Source organism: Nocardiopsis synnemataformans, assembly GCF_965343085.1.
GTDB classification, from domain to species: Bacteria; Actinomycetota; Actinomycetes; order Streptosporangiales; family Streptosporangiaceae; genus Nocardiopsis; species Nocardiopsis alborubida.
In genome coordinates this window covers 1-13,489 of sequence record NZ_CBDRFA010000002.1, presented here as the reverse complement: position 1 = coordinate 13,489, position 13,489 = coordinate 1, and the positions used below count along the sequence as shown (strand labels likewise).

The window sequence follows — 13,489 nt, the reverse complement described above, 5'->3', positions numbered from 1 at the left end:
GAGAACAGTGGGCGACAGCAGCGGTGCGCGGGGGGACGGGGAGCAGCGGCTCCCGGTGCGCCGGGTCACGGTGGTGGGGACGGGGCTCATCGGCACGTCGGTGGCGCTCGCCCTGCGCTCGCGCGGCGTCGACGTCGCCCTCTCCGACCCCGACGCCGCCTCCCTGCGCCTGGCCTGCGACCTGGGCGCGGGACACCCCCTGGAGGAGTCCGCCGACCCGACCTCGGCCCCGGCCGACCTCGCGGTCATCGCCGCGCCGCCCGCCGTCATCCCCTCCGTGCTGCGCCGGGCCCAGGACCGGGGACTGGCCCACGTCTACACCGACGTGGCCAGTGTGAAGGCGAGCGTGCTGGCCGAGGCCGAGCGGCTGGGCTGCGACATGGCCACGTTCGTGGCCGGGCACCCCATGGGCGGCAGGGAGAAGCAGGGTCCCGGCGCCGCGCGCGCCGACCTGTTCCTGGGCCGCTCGTGGGCGCTGTGCCCCACCGGCAAGGCCGACGCGCAGGCCGTCGCCGTCGTCGCCGAGGTCGCCCGCATGTGCGGCGCGGACCCGCTGGTGCTGGACGCGGCGGTGCACGACCGGGCGGTGGCGCTGGTCTCGCACGCGCCCCACGTGGCGTCGTCGGCGGTGGCTGCCCGGCTGCTCTCGGGCGACGACGCCGCCCTGGCCCTGGCGGGGCAGGGCGTGCGCGACGTCACCCGGGTGGCGGGCGGCGACCCCGCCATGTGGTCCGAGATCCTCACGCACAACGCCGCCCCGGTCGCGGAGGTCCTGCACGCCGTGGCCGCTGACCTCGCGGCGACCGCCGACGCCCTGCGCGCGCTGGCGGACCGGCCGGGAGCGGGGGAGGCGTCGGACCTCGCGCCGGTGCACGACCTGCTGGAGCGGGGGAGGTCCGGCCACGGCCGCATCCCCGGCAAGCACGGCACGGTACGGCTGCCCGACTACACGGTCATGCCGGTGGTCATCCCCGACGAGCCCGGCGCGCTGGGCCGCCTGTTCGCCGCCGCGGCGAAGGCCGGGGTCAACATCGAGGACGTGCGCATCGAGCACACGCCGGGCCTGCCGCTGGGTGTGGCGCAGCTGTATGTGCTGCCCGCCGCGGTGGACACGCTCGCGCGGGCGCTGGCCGCCGACGGCTGGTCGGTCCACCCCGGACTGTGAGCCCCCGCCGCTGCGCCGCTGGTCGGGGCCGCTCGCGTCACACGCGAGGCCTGTGGCCAGTATGCCGGGCGCACGCCTGGGCCCGTGGTCGGGCGTACCATCGCGGCGCTCATGCGTACTACGCGCGTACTACGCGCCAAGTACGCACGGGCCACGGGTAGGGTTGGGCGTCGGCAACAGTGAACGCAAGCGGGAGTCAACGGCAGTGAGCGCGCAGGACAGCACCGAGGGCATCGTCATCGCGATCGACGGTCCCTCCGGGTCGGGCAAGTCGAGCACCTCCCGGGGTGTGGCCAAGGCGCGGGAGCTGCGGTACCTCGACACCGGCGCCATGTACCGCGCGCTGACCTGGTGGATGCTCTCCCAGGGCGTGAACGTCAACGACGCCGACGCCGTGACCGCCCTCGTCGACACCCCCGTCATCACCATGGGCACCGACCCGGGCGCGCCCTCCGTGGCGGTGGACGGCCGCGACGTGGCCGCCGAGATCCGCGGCAGGGACGTCACCACCAACGTCAGCGCGGTCTCGGCCGTGCCCGCGGCGCGCGAGCGCCTCGTGCGCACCCAGCGCGAGATCATCGCCGCGGCCAGGGCCGAGAGCGCGGGCATCGTGGTCGAGGGGCGCGACATCACGACCGTCGTCGCCCCCGACGCCCCGGTCAAGCTCTTCCTGACCGCCAGTCCCGAGGCCCGCGCCCAGCGCCGCAGCCGGGAGGTGCGCAGCGTCGACGTCGCCGCCACCCAGGCCGACCTGGCCCGGCGCGACGCGCTGGACTCCAGCCGGGCGCACTCGCCCCTGCGCCAGACCGAGGACGCCACCGAACTCGACACCAGCGGGCTGACCCTGGACGAGGTCGTCGCCCTGGTGGTCAAGCTGGCCGACGAGGCCCGCGACCGCTGACCCGCACGGCCGGGCGCCGCCGCGCCGCGGCGGACGGGGACACCCCTCGGCCGTAACACCGGACACATCCGTCCCCAACAGCCCCTTCGGGGGAACACAACGACATCCGCGGGGGTTTCTCCCCGTGGCCAGTACACGGGCGCCGTCGGCGCCCGCGTCGACCCGCGCGATCCGGGACACCGGGTCGGGTCGGCCCTTCGCATCCTCGCGGCACGCATCCTGGGCGCGCGAGGACCCAGAACCGGGAGCAGTACATGAGTGACTTCGACATCTCCGACGTCGTCCACGGGGGAGCGGACGCCGAAGAGCCCGCCGCCCTCCCCGTGGTGGCGGTGGTCGGGCGTCCCAACGTGGGCAAGTCCAGCCTGGTCAACCGCATCATCGGCCGCCGTGAGGCCGTGGTGGAGGACGTGCCGGGCGTGACCCGCGACCGGGTCGCCTACGACGCCGAGTGGCAGAACACCAGGTTCACCCTGGTCGACACCGGCGGCTGGGAGACCAGCGTCAGCGGCCTGGCCGCCATGGTCGCCCGCCAGGCCGAGTACGCAGCGCAGACCGCGGACGTCATCCTGTTCGTGGTCGACGCGACGGTGGGTGTCACCGACGCCGACGCCGCCGTCACCCGCGTGCTGCGCTCGACCAAGCGCCCCGTGGTGGTGGCCGCGAACAAGGTCGACGGCAGCAGGCAGGAGGCCGACGCCCTCGACCTGTGGCAGTTGGGCGTGGGCCAGCCCTTCCCCATCAGCGCCCTGCACGGCCGCGGCACCGGCGACCTGCTGGACGCGCTCGTGGCCGAGTTCCCCGAGCAGCCCCTGGGCGAGGAGGACGAGGGCGAGGACGGCCCGCCCCGCATCGCGCTGCTGGGCCGCCCCAACGTGGGCAAGTCCAGTCTGCTCAACCGCCTCGCCGGTGAGGACCGGGTGGTCGTCGACGCGGTGGCGGGCACGACCCGCGACGCGGTGGACGAGCTGATCGAGCTGGGCGGGCGGACCTGGAAGTTCATCGACACCGCCGGTATCCGCCGCCGGTTCCGTGCCCTCCAGGGCGCCGACTACTACGCCACCATGCGCACCGGCACCGCCCTGGAGCGGGCCGAGGTCGCCGTGGTGCTCATGGACGTCAGCGAGCCCCTCGCCGAGCAGGACATCCGGGTCGTCGAGCAGGTCGTGGAGGCGGGTCGTGGCCTGGTCCTGGCCTTCAACAAGTGGGACATCCTGGACGAGGACCGCCGGACCTACCTGGAGAAGGAGATCGACCGCCAGCTGGCGCGGGTCTCCTGGGCGCCGCGCGTGAACGTCTCGGCGAAGACCGGCCGCCACATGGAGAAGCTGGTCCCGGCGATCGAGACCAGCCTGAGCGGGTGGAACCAGCGCATCCCGACCGGGCAGCTCAACAACTGGCTCAAGGAGCTGGTGGCCGCGACCCCGCCGCCGGTGCGCGGCGGCAAGCAGCCCAAGATCCTGTTCGCGACGCAGGCGGGCTCGCGCCCGCCGCACTTCGTCCTGTTCACCACCGGGTTCCTGGAGGACAACTACCGCCGTTTCATCGAGCGGCGCCTGCGGGAGGACTTCGGCTTCGAGGGCTCCCCGGTGCACATCAGCATGCGCATCCGTGAGAAGAAGGGCGGGATCCAGGGCCGCGCCTCCAAGGGCAGCGTGCGTCCGGACCGCAAGCACCGCCGCCGGTAGCCGTACCGCTCCGGCCACGGCATGAGGAGGGGGGCTCCCCGACCGGGGAGCCCCCCTCCTCATGCGCTCGGGGTGTTCGGGGCCCGGGCGGCGCGCGGGTCGTCCGGCGTGGCCGTCCGCGCTCGCGTGCGTCAGGAGCTGTGCCCCGGGCGCTCAGGCGTCGAGGGAGGCCCAGAAGTCGCGCAGCACGCGGACGCCACGCTCGGGGTCCTGGAGCATCCAGTAGTGGGTCAGCCCGTCCAGCTCCTGGAACCGGGTGCCCAGGCGGCGGGCCACCTTCCTGTCCTGCTCCGGGTGCGCCATCGGGTCCCCGGTCGGCGTGGAAGTTGGGCCACGCCGAACGGTAGAGCGTCAGAATGGCCGCGCTCATCTCCTCGTCATGGACGTCGTCGACCTCCCGGGCCAGTTCGGGGCTCATGCCGCGGGGCTGGAGGACGTCTCCGAAGGTGCCCCCGCTGCCGGGGGCGGCCGCGCGCAGCCCGGCCAGGGACTCCTCGCCCTCGGGACTGCTCTGCCAGAGCGTGGCCGCGTCGTGCCACCGGTAGTCGGGGTGCCAGCCGTGGGCGACGTCGGAGACCCAGCTGCGGACGGGGACGTCGTGGGCGGAGACCACGCGCATGGCCAGGTGGGCGCCCCAGTCGTGGCCGACGAGGTCGATCGGTCCGCCGACGGCGCGCAGTTCCCCGGCCAGCCAGGTCGCGTAGTCCTCCTTGCCGCGCATGTGGGCCGGGCGGGGGCTGCCGAAGCCGGGCAGGCGCAGCGCCACGCTGCCCTCGGGGAGGAGCGCGCGGACGGGGTTCCAGACCGAGGGCGTCTCGGGGACGCCGTGGACGAACACGATGGTCATGACCACTCCTGGGGAAAAAGTTGATAAGTTATCCACTTTGTGGACGGAGGAGGCCCCATGCGGGCGGACGCCGCGCGCAACAACCGCAGGATCTTCGAGGAGGCGCGGCAGGCGGTCGCCGCCGGGGAGACCGACCTCACGCTCAACGCGCTCGCCCGACGCGCGGGCGTCGGGGTGGGGACGGTCTACCGCCTCTTCCCCACCCAGCGGGCGATGTTGGAGGCCGTGGTGGAGGACGCGGTGGCCGAGCTCCACCGCCTGGCCGCCGAGGCCGAACGCGAACCGGACCCGCGCGGCGCCCTCGACGGCTTCCTCCGGGCCGCCCTGGACGAGGCGCCCGCCCGCCCCGGCCTGTTCACCGTCCTGATCGCCCTCGACGACGAGAGGGAGTCCCTGCGGCAGGCCAAGGCCGAACTGGTCGGGGCGACCTCGCGCCTGCTCGCACGCGCCCATCCGCAGCCGCCGCTGACCGGCGAGAACCTGCTGAAACTGCTGTGCGGGCTGATCCACGCGGTCAGCGAGCACCCGGCCGACCGGCGCTCCGCCGCCACCGACGCCTACCTGAGCCTGCTCCGGAACGGTCTCATGCCCGCGGGCGCCGCCTGAGCGGTGGGCGCGGTTCCGGCGGCGAGCCGGTCGCTGCTTTCCCCGTGCCCGGGTCAGGACTCCCCGGGCAGGCGGCGTACGTTGCCCTGCGTCGGGTGGCTTCCCGCCGGTCCCCCCTTGCGGGTGCGGGGCGGTCGGCCCGCCTCCTCCCCGGGAACCGGGATCGCGGGAGCGCCGGGCAGCGGGCGGTTCGCGCTCTCCTTCATCCGCCACACCACCACCAGTCCCACCACGCCCGCGACCATGATCAGCCACGCCGGTGCGTACAGGTTCCCGGTGGACTGCACCAGTGCCTCGGCGATCAGCGGGGTGGTGCCGCCGAACAGCGCCACCGACACGTTGAAGCTGATGGCCAGCGCGCCGTAGCGCACGCTGGTGGGGAAGAAGGCGGGGAGCGCCGCGGGAGCGCTGCCGGAGAAGTGCACCAGGGTCACCGCCAGCACCACCATGCCCAGGGCGACCGCCCACAGGCCGCCCCGTTGCAGCAGCCAGAACGCGGGCAGGGCCAGCACGATCGAGAGCAGGCTGCCCGAGAGCAGCACGGGCCTGCGCCCCACGAGGTCGCTCAGGTGCCCGAACCCGGTCACCGCGAACAGCATCAGCACCATCGCCGCCAGGGTCAGCACCAGGGCCGTGGTGGGGTCGTACCCCAGTTCGGCCTCCAGGTAGGTGGGCATGTACGCGGTCAGGACGTAGTTGTTGACGTTGAAGACCAGCACCAGGCCCACGCAGAGCAGGATGTGGCGCCACTGGTCCACGACCGTCGCGCGCAGCTGCCCCTCGCGGTGCTCGCCGTGGGAGTCCTTGGCGAAGCCCTCGGTGTTCTGCTCGAAGACCGGGGTGTCCTCCAGCTTCACCCGCAGGTACAGGCCGATGGCGCCCAGCGGCAGGGCGATCAGGAAGGGAATGCGCCACCCCCAGTCCTGCATGGTGTCCGAGCCGAGCAGGAGGGTCATCACCGTGACGACGGTGGCGCCGCCGACGTAGCCGCTCACCGTGCCGAACTCCAGCCAGGAGGCCAGGAAACCGCGCCGCCGGTCGGGCGCGTACTCGGCGATGAAGGTCGTGGCGCCGCCGTACTCGCCGCCGGTGGAGAAGCCCTGGAGCATCCGCGCGACCAGCAGGAGCACGGGCGCGGCGAAGCCGATGCTCGCGGCCGAGGGGATGAGCCCGATCGAGAACGTGCTCACCGCCATGAGCAGCATCGTGAAGGCCAGGACGCGCTTGCGGCCGATCCGGTCGCCCAGGGGACCGAAGAACAGGCCGCCCAGGGGCCGCACCAGGAAGGCGGCGGCGAAGGTGGTGAACGTGGCGATGAGCTGGGTGCCCTGGGTCTGCTCCGGGTAGAACACCAGGCCGATCGTGACGGCCAGGTAGCTGTAGACGCCGAAGTCGTACCACTCGGTCGCGTTGCCGATCGCCGCGGCCACCACGGCCTTGCGCGTCGCCTTGCGGTCCGTGGCCAGGGCCGTCCGCCCCTGTGGCTGCGGCTCGTTCACGTCTCCCCCTCGCTGCCCCGCGGTCCTGGTACTCCCCCCACTTAATCACCCTGGGTGACGAGAGTGTGTGCTCTGCCCGTGTCGCCGCCCCGGTAGCGTGGTGGCGGCCGAGAGGGGGAGTCCATGCGCAGGGTGCTGGTCAGTGCGTGTCTGATGGGACGCCGGGTGCGCTATGACGGGCGCGCCAAGCCGGTCGAGGACGACGTGGTCGCCCGCTGGCGCGAGGAGGGGCGCCTGGTGGTGCACTGCCCGGAGGTCGCCGGTGGCCTTCCGGTGCCCCGGCCGCCCGCCGAGATCGAGCCCGGCGCTACCGCCGCCGACGTGCTCGCGGGCCGCGCGCGCATCCTCACCCCCGAGGGGCGGGACGTGACCGGGCACTTCGTGGACGGCGCCCGCGCGGCGCTGGCCACCGCCCGCGCGCACGGCGTGGCGGTGGCGGTGCTCAAGGAGTCGAGCCCCTCCTGCGGAGTGCACCGGGTCTACGACGGCGCCTTCGGCGGGCGCAGGGTGCCCGGCGAGGGGGTCACCGCGCGGCTGCTCGCGGACGGCGGCGTCGCGGTGTTCACCGAGGACGAGATCGCCGGGGCCGCCGCGCGCCTGCGCGAGCTGGACGGCGCCTGAGGGGCCCGGGACCCGGCCGGTGGCGGCGGGCCCCGGAACCCCGGGACTCCCGGGACTCCCGGGTCAGGGGCGGACGACCTCGTAGCGCATGCACGCGAAGTCCCCGGCGCGGTGCACGTCCAGCACCCTCAGGTCCACGCGCCCGGCCAGCAGGGGCGAACCCGCGCCCAGGGTGACCGGTGCGACCGACACGACCACCTCGTCCAGGAGGCCGAGCCGGGCCAGGTCCGCGGCGACGCCGCCACCGCCGACCAGCCACACGTCGTGTGCGCCGGCCGCCGCGACCACCTCGGCGTGCAGGTCGCGCAGCTCCTGGTCGGTGTCGGCGCTGGCGAAGCGGACGTCGCCCTCGACCTTGGGCAGATCCCGGTGGGTGAGCACCCAGGTGGGGGCCTGGTAGGGCCAGGGATCGCCGCCCTCGTGGCGCAGGATCCACTCGTAGGTGCCCGCACCGGACACGATCGCGCCCGCCTCGCGGATGAAGGTCTCGGTCTCGTCCAGGGCCTCCCCTCCGTCCGCGGCGAAGAGCCACTCCAGGGAGTGGTCCTCGGTGGCGATGAAGCCGTCCAGGCTCGTCGCGGTGTGGTAGATCGTCCTGCTCATCGTGTACCTCCGTCGTGGTGTCGGTCCTGAAGCCATTCGATGGGGTCGCCGTGGTCCACCTCCAGGCCCTCCGCGCGCAGCATGTGACGCACGAGCTGCCTGCGGTGGGCGGAGAAGGTGAGGACGTGCGCGACGACGCTGCCCAGCACGAAGCTCTCGGGCGGGTCACACAGGGCGTCGATCAGCCGGTCGCCCCAGGCGCCCCGGCGCCCGATGTCGTCGACCGCGGCGACCCAGCGCGCCCCCGCCCGGGTGTGCCGCTCCGCCAGCGCCGCCACGCCGTCCGCGCCGCGTTCGGGCAGGTCGGCGCCGTCGATCGAGGCGAGCCACACCTCCTTGGCCCGGACCAGGTGGTCGAGCACGGCGGCCACGGACTCCTCCGGTCCGTCCCACTCCAGGACGGTCTGCCCGGGCGCGCGCACCCGCCGGTAGGCCCCCTCGGGCAGCTGCCCGGCGAGGCGGATCAGGTGGGAGGTGTCGTCCACGTCGTGGTGGACCTGGAGGGCGATCAGATCCATGCCGGGCCGCTCCTTGGGCTTGTCCTCGACCCACAGGTGGATCGGCGGATGGAAGTGGATGCCGTTGGGTGCGGACAGCCACGTGCCGCTGCCCGCCGTGGTGGCGCTGGGCGGGTGCCCGAAGGCGCGTCCGAAGGCGCGTGTGAACCCCTCGACCGACTCGTATCCGGCCGCGAACGCGGCGTCGGTCACGCTGCTGCCCTGGCTGATCTGCCAGGCCGCGCGTTCCAGGAGCACCCGGCGGCGCAGCGCGACCGGTGACTCCCCGGTGTCGCGGGTCAGTCTGCGGGTGAAGTGGAACGGTGAGGCGAAGGCGTGGTCCGCCATGTCGGCGAGGCGGGTGTTCTCCTCGTCCAGGACCGCGTCGAGCAGTTCGCGCAGGCGGTCCCGGCCTGGGGTGGGCTCGGTCATGGAACCCAGTATGTTCACCGGCGGCGCGCGGGCGCCTGACCGATCTTGCCCACCCGGGCCGCCGCGTGACCGCACGGCCGCCCGGTCGGGGCGTGGGGGCTACCCGACGCGTTCGCGTGCCCCGGCCCCCTCGGCGGTGCGGCGGTGTCCAGGGTGATGGTCCCCGCCGCTCCGTCGACGGTGATCCACTGCCCGGTCGTGATGCGGCGGGTGGTGTTCCTGATGCCCACGACAGCGGGGATGCCGTACTCGCGGGCGACCGTCGGTCCGTGGGAGACCGCCGACCCGGTCTCGCTGACCAGGGCGCCCGCGGTCAGGAACAGCGGGGGCCACCCGGGGTCCGTGGTCGGGACGACCAGGATCTCGCCCGGTTCCAGGTGCGCCCGGGACGGGTCCAGGACCACCCGGGCGCGTCCGCGCACGCGGCCCGGTGCGGCGGCGACCCCGAGCAGCGTCCCCCCGGGCGCGGGCGGGCGCGGGACGACCGTCTCGACCTCGGTGCCGTCCGACAGCAGCACGCTCGGTACGCGGGACCGGCGGGTCTCGCGCTCGTGCGCCTCCCTGCGTCCGGCGGCCAGTGCGCGGGGGTCGCCGGGCGTCTTCCCAGCTCCGGTCCCCGTCACGGAGGCCCCGGTTCCCTCCGCCGTTCCGGTCCCCTCCGTGGTGTCGATCGCCGCCACGGCGGCCTCGACGTTGAGGTAGGTCTCCTGCTGTCCGGCGAAGCTGGCGTCGGGCAGATCCTCGGCGGTGGCGCTGGAGCGCACCGCCACGGGGCCGCCGCCGAGCCGCGCGTGGGCCCCGGCCAATTCGTCCTCGGGCACCCCGCCGCTCCGGTGGGCCTCGGTGGTCACACAGAACCCGGGCGGGACCCGCTCACCGGCCCGATCATCCTGCCGAGTCCGGCGGCCTTGCCACCGACCAGGTCGATCGTGTCCGCGTCCGCCTCGGCGAGGTCGACGATCACCCGCATGTCCTCTCGCCTGTCCTCGTAGAAAAATTATAGTCTCTCTACTTTTAGAGTAGATCTACTTTTTGAGGCTGTCTACTACGATGGCGCCATGGCTGACCAGACGGGGTTGCGGGAGCGCAAGAAGCAGCGCACGCGGCGCGCACTCATCGAGACGGGGCTGCGCCTGTTCGGGGAGAGGGGCTACGACGAGACCACCATCACCGACGTCTGCGCGGCGGCGGAGTTGTCGGCGGCGACGTTCTACAAGCACTTCTCCGCCAAGGAGGACGTCGTCTTCGCCGACCAGCCGGGCAAGATGCGGGTGGGGCGCGGCCTCATGGCCGAGCGCCTCCCGGGGGAGGCCCCGGACGAGCACCTCCTGCGCTGCGTCCGGGAGATGCTGCGCGACGACCGCGTGAGCGTCGAGCCCGACGAGGAACTGGCGGCGATCCGCGCGCGCCTGATCACCACCGTTCCCGTGCTGCGCGCCATCGCCCTGCGGTGGCTCTTCGACGTGCAGCACGAGTGGGCGCTGGCGCTGGCCGAGGCCCACCCGGAGGAACTGGACGACCTCAGCGCGCACGCCGTGGTCGGCTCGGTCGTGGGCGCGGTCCTCAGCGCCGCGATGTCGGCCCTCGACGGCCCGCGGCCCCTCTCGGAGGTCGCGCTGCGCGCCGCCCGGATCGCTCTGGAGGGCTGCCCCGGCCGCTCCGGGGGCTGACTGTCCGCGCGGGCGCCTGACCGCTCTCGCCCACTGGGGCGACCAGCCCGGCCCGGGGCTTGGCGGGCTCTCCGCCGGTGCGAGCGCCCCGGCGGATGCGGTAGAGTCTTCTGCGTCGGCGGGGCCGGAAACGGTGACCGCTCGACGAACGGGACGTAGCGCAGTTTGGTAGCGCACTTGACTGGGGGTCAAGGGGTCGTGGGTTCAAATCCCGCCGTCCCGACAGAGGAATAGCAGGTCAGCGAGGGGTCCGCCATCCAGTGGGCCTCTTTCTGCGTTCCAGGTGGGGTGGAAGTGGGGCTGTAACCGGGGCATGTGGGTCGTCAGCCCACGTCGTTGAGGATGTTGTCCATGGCCTTGGCCGCGGAGCGGCGCACCGGCCTCAGCTGGTGGCGGTAGACGCGTTCGGTGGTGTCGGTTCCGTCATGTCCCACGAGCAGTGAGATCTCCTCGATACTCACGCCGTGGTCCGACAGCAGCGACACGAACGTGTGCCGCAGCTCGCGCGCAGTCCATTCGTCCTGATTGAGTCCTGCCTTTCTCATGATGGTCGGAGGTCCCGCAGGACGTTGTGGTGGTCCAGCGGTGTCCCGTATCGGGTGCAGAACATGAGGTCGTTGTCCTGCCACAGTTCGGCTGCCGCGAGACGCTCTCGGGCCTGCATGGCCCGGTGTGCGTTCACCGCTGTGACGGCGATGCGGGGCAGTTCCAGGGAGCGCCGTGACCGGCGGGTCTTGGTGTCCCCGTCGCCGCGTACCGAGGTCCACACGTGGATCGTGGGGACCTGGCCCGTGGTGTCGATCTGGTCCCAGGTCAGGGACCGGAGCTCCTCGGTCCGCGCCCCGGTGACGATGGACAGCACCAGGTAGGCGTACCACCTGCTGCCCTCGGCCGTGCGGAGCACCGCCACGGCCTGGTCCAACGTCATGGACTTGGACGCACGCCCGGGCTGGTCACCCTTGAGCCTGCCCCGCTGGTCCAAGCGGACCAGTTCGACGACGTTGCGGGCCACCATCTCCTGGACCTGTGCGTACCGAATGGCGCGCTCCAACAGGTTGAGCACCAGCCGCAGCGTCCGCGACGACAGGTGTTTCTTCCTGCCCCGCAACCAGGTGAGCACATCGGCCACCCGCAACTCAGCCAGCAGGTGCTGGCCGAGGTAGGGGGTGATGTGGGTGTTGGCGAGCCGTGTGTAGTTGTCCTGGGTGCTGGGAGCCAGGTCCGCGATCTGGTCCCGCAGGAACTCCGCTATGCAGTCGGCGACGGTGTAGTAGGCAGGGGAGTTGACTCCCTGATCTACATCGTCAAGGACGTCCAGCAGCTTGTCATAGAGGGTGTTCTTGTTCTTGCTGCTGACCTTCTTGACCTGGGAGCGGCCGGTGTGCGGATCCTGCCGGAGGCGGATCTCCGCACGCCAGAGCTTCTTGATGCGGTCGAAGTAGACCGAGACATCAGGCCGGTCAGTCAGGGACGCCCTGGTGGGCTTGCGTGACTTTCTGGGCACCACTCCTCGTCTTTCCCAGGAACGGTCCCGTCCAGCTTAGGCCGACGCCTGGCCCTCTACGAGGTCGTTGACGTAGGTTTCCAGCGCTGAGCGGGGGATGAGCCTGCGACGCCCCACACGGACAGAGGTGAGCTGGCCGGTGGCGATGAGCTTCTTGACGGTGGTGCGCCCGAGACTGCTGAGTTTTAATGCGTGGGGTTATCGTTCTTGACAGGTCACCCCGCCGGAGTATGCCGAAGATATGAGGTACTCCACCGGCGGCGGGCTGACCGCCGCAGAACGCAGGCGACGCGAGGCGGTGCGGATGGCCGCCGCAGACGACTTCGACGCCGGAGCCACCGATGCCCAGGTCGCACGCACCTACCGTGTCACTCGCATGTCGGCCTGGCGGTGGCACCACGACTACGAAACCGGCGGCAGAGGGGCCCTGGAAACGAAGGGCCCGGCCTCGCGCTGTCGCCTGACCGTCCAGGAGCTGGACCTCCTGCAACAGCTCCTGGACCTGGGCCCGGCCGCGCACGGCTTCGCTGACCAGCGCTGGACCCTGGCCCGGACCAGGGCTGTGGTGGCCGAGCACTTCGATGTGACCTACTCGCTCGCGGGTATGTCCCTGCTGCTGCACCGGCTCGGGTGGAGTGTGCAGGTTCCGGCGCGACGCGCGGCCGAACGCGACGAGGAGGCCGTCGAACAGTGGCGGCAACAGGTGTGGCCGCGCCTAAGGACTTCTAACAAAACTGTTCTTGTTGCACGCTGGGAAGTAGGTGGCTCACCCCTGACAAGGAAGGTGCGTGATGGCGAGGCGACGCCCCTGGGAGGTCGACGACGAGCTATGGGACCTGATCCAACCCTTGCTGCCCCGGCACGAGCCCCCTCCTGAACGGGGTGGACGACCGCGTGTCGATGACCGCAAGGCCTTGCAGGGCATCCTGTTCGTCCTGCACACCGGCATCCAATGGGAGTTCCTCCCCCAGGAGCTGGGCTTCGGTTCGGGGATGACCTGCTGGCGGCGCCTGGCCGAGTGGAACGAGGCCGGCGTGTGGCAGGAACTGCAACAGGCCCTGCTGGCCCGGCTGTGCGGCGCGGGCCAGCCCGACTTCTCCCGCGCCGCGATCGACTTCTCGCATGTACAGGCCAAGAGGGGACGAAGCCACCCAAAAGTGGGGCCGAGTCCGGTTGACCGAGGTCGGCCGGGCTCCGAACACCACGTGATCACCGATGCGCACGGCACCCCGCTGGCGGTCTCGCTCACCGGCGGCAACCGCCACGACGTCACCCAGCTCCTGCCGCTGCTCCAGGCGATCCCGGCGGTGCGGGGCCGACCGGGAAGGCCCCAAAGTCGGCCCCGTCGACTGTACGCCGACCGCGCCTATGACTACGACCGCTACCGCAGCCCGGTGCGGGCGATGGGCGTCACTCCGTTCATCGCCCGCGCCGGGCAGCCCCACGGTTCCGGGCT

Annotated in this window: 15 protein-coding genes, 1 tRNA gene and 2 pseudogenes; 9 read left to right on the top strand and 9 right to left on the bottom strand. The window is 72.4% G+C overall.

Annotated features, from left to right (window positions below; all coding sequences use genetic code 11):
• Positions 1-7 precede the first annotated feature (7 nt).
• From ACSIH6_RS01125 to der, 3 genes are all read left to right on the top strand, one after another.
• On the top strand, positions 8-1,165 hold the full coding sequence (locus ACSIH6_RS01125) for a prephenate dehydrogenase (protein WP_435105625.1): 1,158 nt from the start codon (positions 8-10) through the stop codon (positions 1,163-1,165).
• 205 nt (positions 1,166-1,370) lie between these two features.
• Positions 1,371-2,066 carry a (d)CMP kinase gene (gene cmk, locus ACSIH6_RS01120; RefSeq protein ID WP_435105622.1) on the top strand — a complete coding sequence of 232 codons (696 nt, stop codon included), beginning with the start codon at positions 1,371-1,373 and terminating at the stop codon, positions 2,064-2,066.
• Positions 2,067-2,320: 254 nt separating this feature from the next.
• Positions 2,321-3,754 carry a ribosome biogenesis GTPase Der gene (der, locus tag ACSIH6_RS01115; protein WP_435105620.1) on the top strand — a complete coding sequence of 478 codons (1,434 nt, stop codon included), beginning with the start codon at positions 2,321-2,323 and terminating at the stop codon, positions 3,752-3,754.
• Positions 3,755-3,907: 153 nt separating this feature from the next.
• Here der and ACSIH6_RS01110 read toward each other — a convergent pair whose 3' ends face one another.
• Complete coding sequence (locus tag ACSIH6_RS01110) at positions 3,908-4,057, bottom strand: hypothetical protein (RefSeq protein ID WP_435105618.1); 150 nt, start codon at positions 4,055-4,057, stop codon at positions 3,908-3,910.
• A 601-nt stretch (positions 4,058-4,658) separates the two neighbouring features.
• Between ACSIH6_RS01110 and ACSIH6_RS01105 the strand changes: the two genes are divergently transcribed.
• Complete coding sequence (locus tag ACSIH6_RS01105) at positions 4,659-5,207, top strand: TetR/AcrR family transcriptional regulator (protein WP_435105616.1); 549 nt, start codon at positions 4,659-4,661, stop codon at positions 5,205-5,207.
• 53 nt (positions 5,208-5,260) lie between these two features.
• Here the strand turns inward: ACSIH6_RS01105 and ACSIH6_RS01100 are convergent, their stop codons facing one another.
• Complete coding sequence (locus tag ACSIH6_RS01100; protein WP_435105614.1) at positions 5,261-6,706, bottom strand: MFS transporter; 1,446 nt, start codon at positions 6,704-6,706, stop codon at positions 5,261-5,263.
• A 123-nt stretch (positions 6,707-6,829) separates the two neighbouring features.
• Here ACSIH6_RS01100 and ACSIH6_RS01095 point away from each other — a divergent pair, with 123 nt between their 5' ends.
• On the top strand, positions 6,830-7,327 hold the full coding sequence (locus ACSIH6_RS01095; RefSeq protein WP_435105612.1) for a 2-thiouracil desulfurase family protein: 498 nt from the start codon (positions 6,830-6,832) through the stop codon (positions 7,325-7,327).
• Between the two features lie 63 nt (positions 7,328-7,390).
• Here ACSIH6_RS01095 and ACSIH6_RS01090 read toward each other — a convergent pair whose 3' ends face one another.
• From ACSIH6_RS01090 to ACSIH6_RS01075, 4 genes and pseudogenes are all read right to left on the bottom strand, one after another.
• Complete coding sequence (locus ACSIH6_RS01090; protein ID WP_435105610.1) at positions 7,391-7,930, bottom strand: dihydrofolate reductase family protein; 540 nt, start codon at positions 7,928-7,930, stop codon at positions 7,391-7,393.
• Positions 7,927-8,859, bottom strand: a complete 933-nt coding sequence (locus ACSIH6_RS01085; RefSeq protein WP_435105608.1) for a helix-turn-helix domain-containing protein — start codon at positions 8,857-8,859, stop codon at positions 7,927-7,929. Before ACSIH6_RS01085 ends, ACSIH6_RS01090 begins: the two co-directional genes overlap by 4 nt.
• Before the next feature lie 14 nt (positions 8,860-8,873).
• Positions 8,874-9,482 carry a PEP-utilizing enzyme gene (locus ACSIH6_RS01080; RefSeq protein ID WP_435105965.1) on the bottom strand — a complete coding sequence of 203 codons (609 nt, stop codon included), beginning with the start codon at positions 9,480-9,482 and terminating at the stop codon, positions 8,874-8,876.
• A gap of 57 nt (positions 9,483-9,539) precedes the next feature.
• Positions 9,540-9,829 (bottom strand): annotated as a pseudogene (locus tag ACSIH6_RS01075) (PEP/pyruvate-binding domain-containing protein); the annotation flags it as partial.
• An 88-nt stretch (positions 9,830-9,917) separates the two neighbouring features.
• Between ACSIH6_RS01075 and ACSIH6_RS01070 the strand changes: the two are divergent.
• Together ACSIH6_RS01070 and ACSIH6_RS01065 are read left to right on the top strand one after the other, a co-directional pair.
• Positions 9,918-10,529 carry a TetR/AcrR family transcriptional regulator gene (locus ACSIH6_RS01070; RefSeq protein ID WP_435105606.1) on the top strand — a complete coding sequence of 204 codons (612 nt, stop codon included), beginning with the start codon at positions 9,918-9,920 and terminating at the stop codon, positions 10,527-10,529.
• Between the two features lie 149 nt (positions 10,530-10,678).
• Positions 10,679-10,752 (top strand) — tRNA-Pro (locus tag ACSIH6_RS01065).
• Between the two features lie 100 nt (positions 10,753-10,852).
• Here ACSIH6_RS01065 and ACSIH6_RS01060 read toward each other — a convergent pair.
• The 3 genes and pseudogenes from ACSIH6_RS01060 to ACSIH6_RS01050 all read right to left on the bottom strand — a co-directional run.
• Positions 10,853-11,074, bottom strand: coding sequence for a tyrosine-type recombinase/integrase (locus ACSIH6_RS01060; RefSeq protein WP_435105604.1), 222 nt, complete (start codon positions 11,072-11,074; stop codon positions 10,853-10,855).
• Positions 11,071-12,033, bottom strand: coding sequence for a site-specific integrase (locus ACSIH6_RS01055; protein WP_435105602.1), 963 nt, complete (start codon positions 12,031-12,033; stop codon positions 11,071-11,073). Before ACSIH6_RS01055 ends, ACSIH6_RS01060 begins: the two co-directional genes overlap by 4 nt.
• A 36-nt stretch (positions 12,034-12,069) precedes the next feature.
• Positions 12,070-12,201: pseudogene (locus ACSIH6_RS01050) on the bottom strand (excisionase family DNA-binding protein); the annotation flags it as partial.
• Positions 12,202-12,274: 73 nt separating this feature from the next.
• Here ACSIH6_RS01050 and ACSIH6_RS01045 point away from each other — a divergent pair.
• Positions 12,275-12,910, top strand: a complete 636-nt coding sequence (locus tag ACSIH6_RS01045; RefSeq protein ID WP_435105600.1) for a winged helix-turn-helix domain-containing protein — start codon at positions 12,275-12,277, stop codon at positions 12,908-12,910.
• A partial coding sequence (locus ACSIH6_RS01040) for an IS5 family transposase (RefSeq protein ID WP_435105598.1) occupies positions 12,825-13,489 on the top strand: 665 nt, incomplete at its 3' end. The genes ACSIH6_RS01045 and ACSIH6_RS01040, both read left to right, overlap by 86 nt.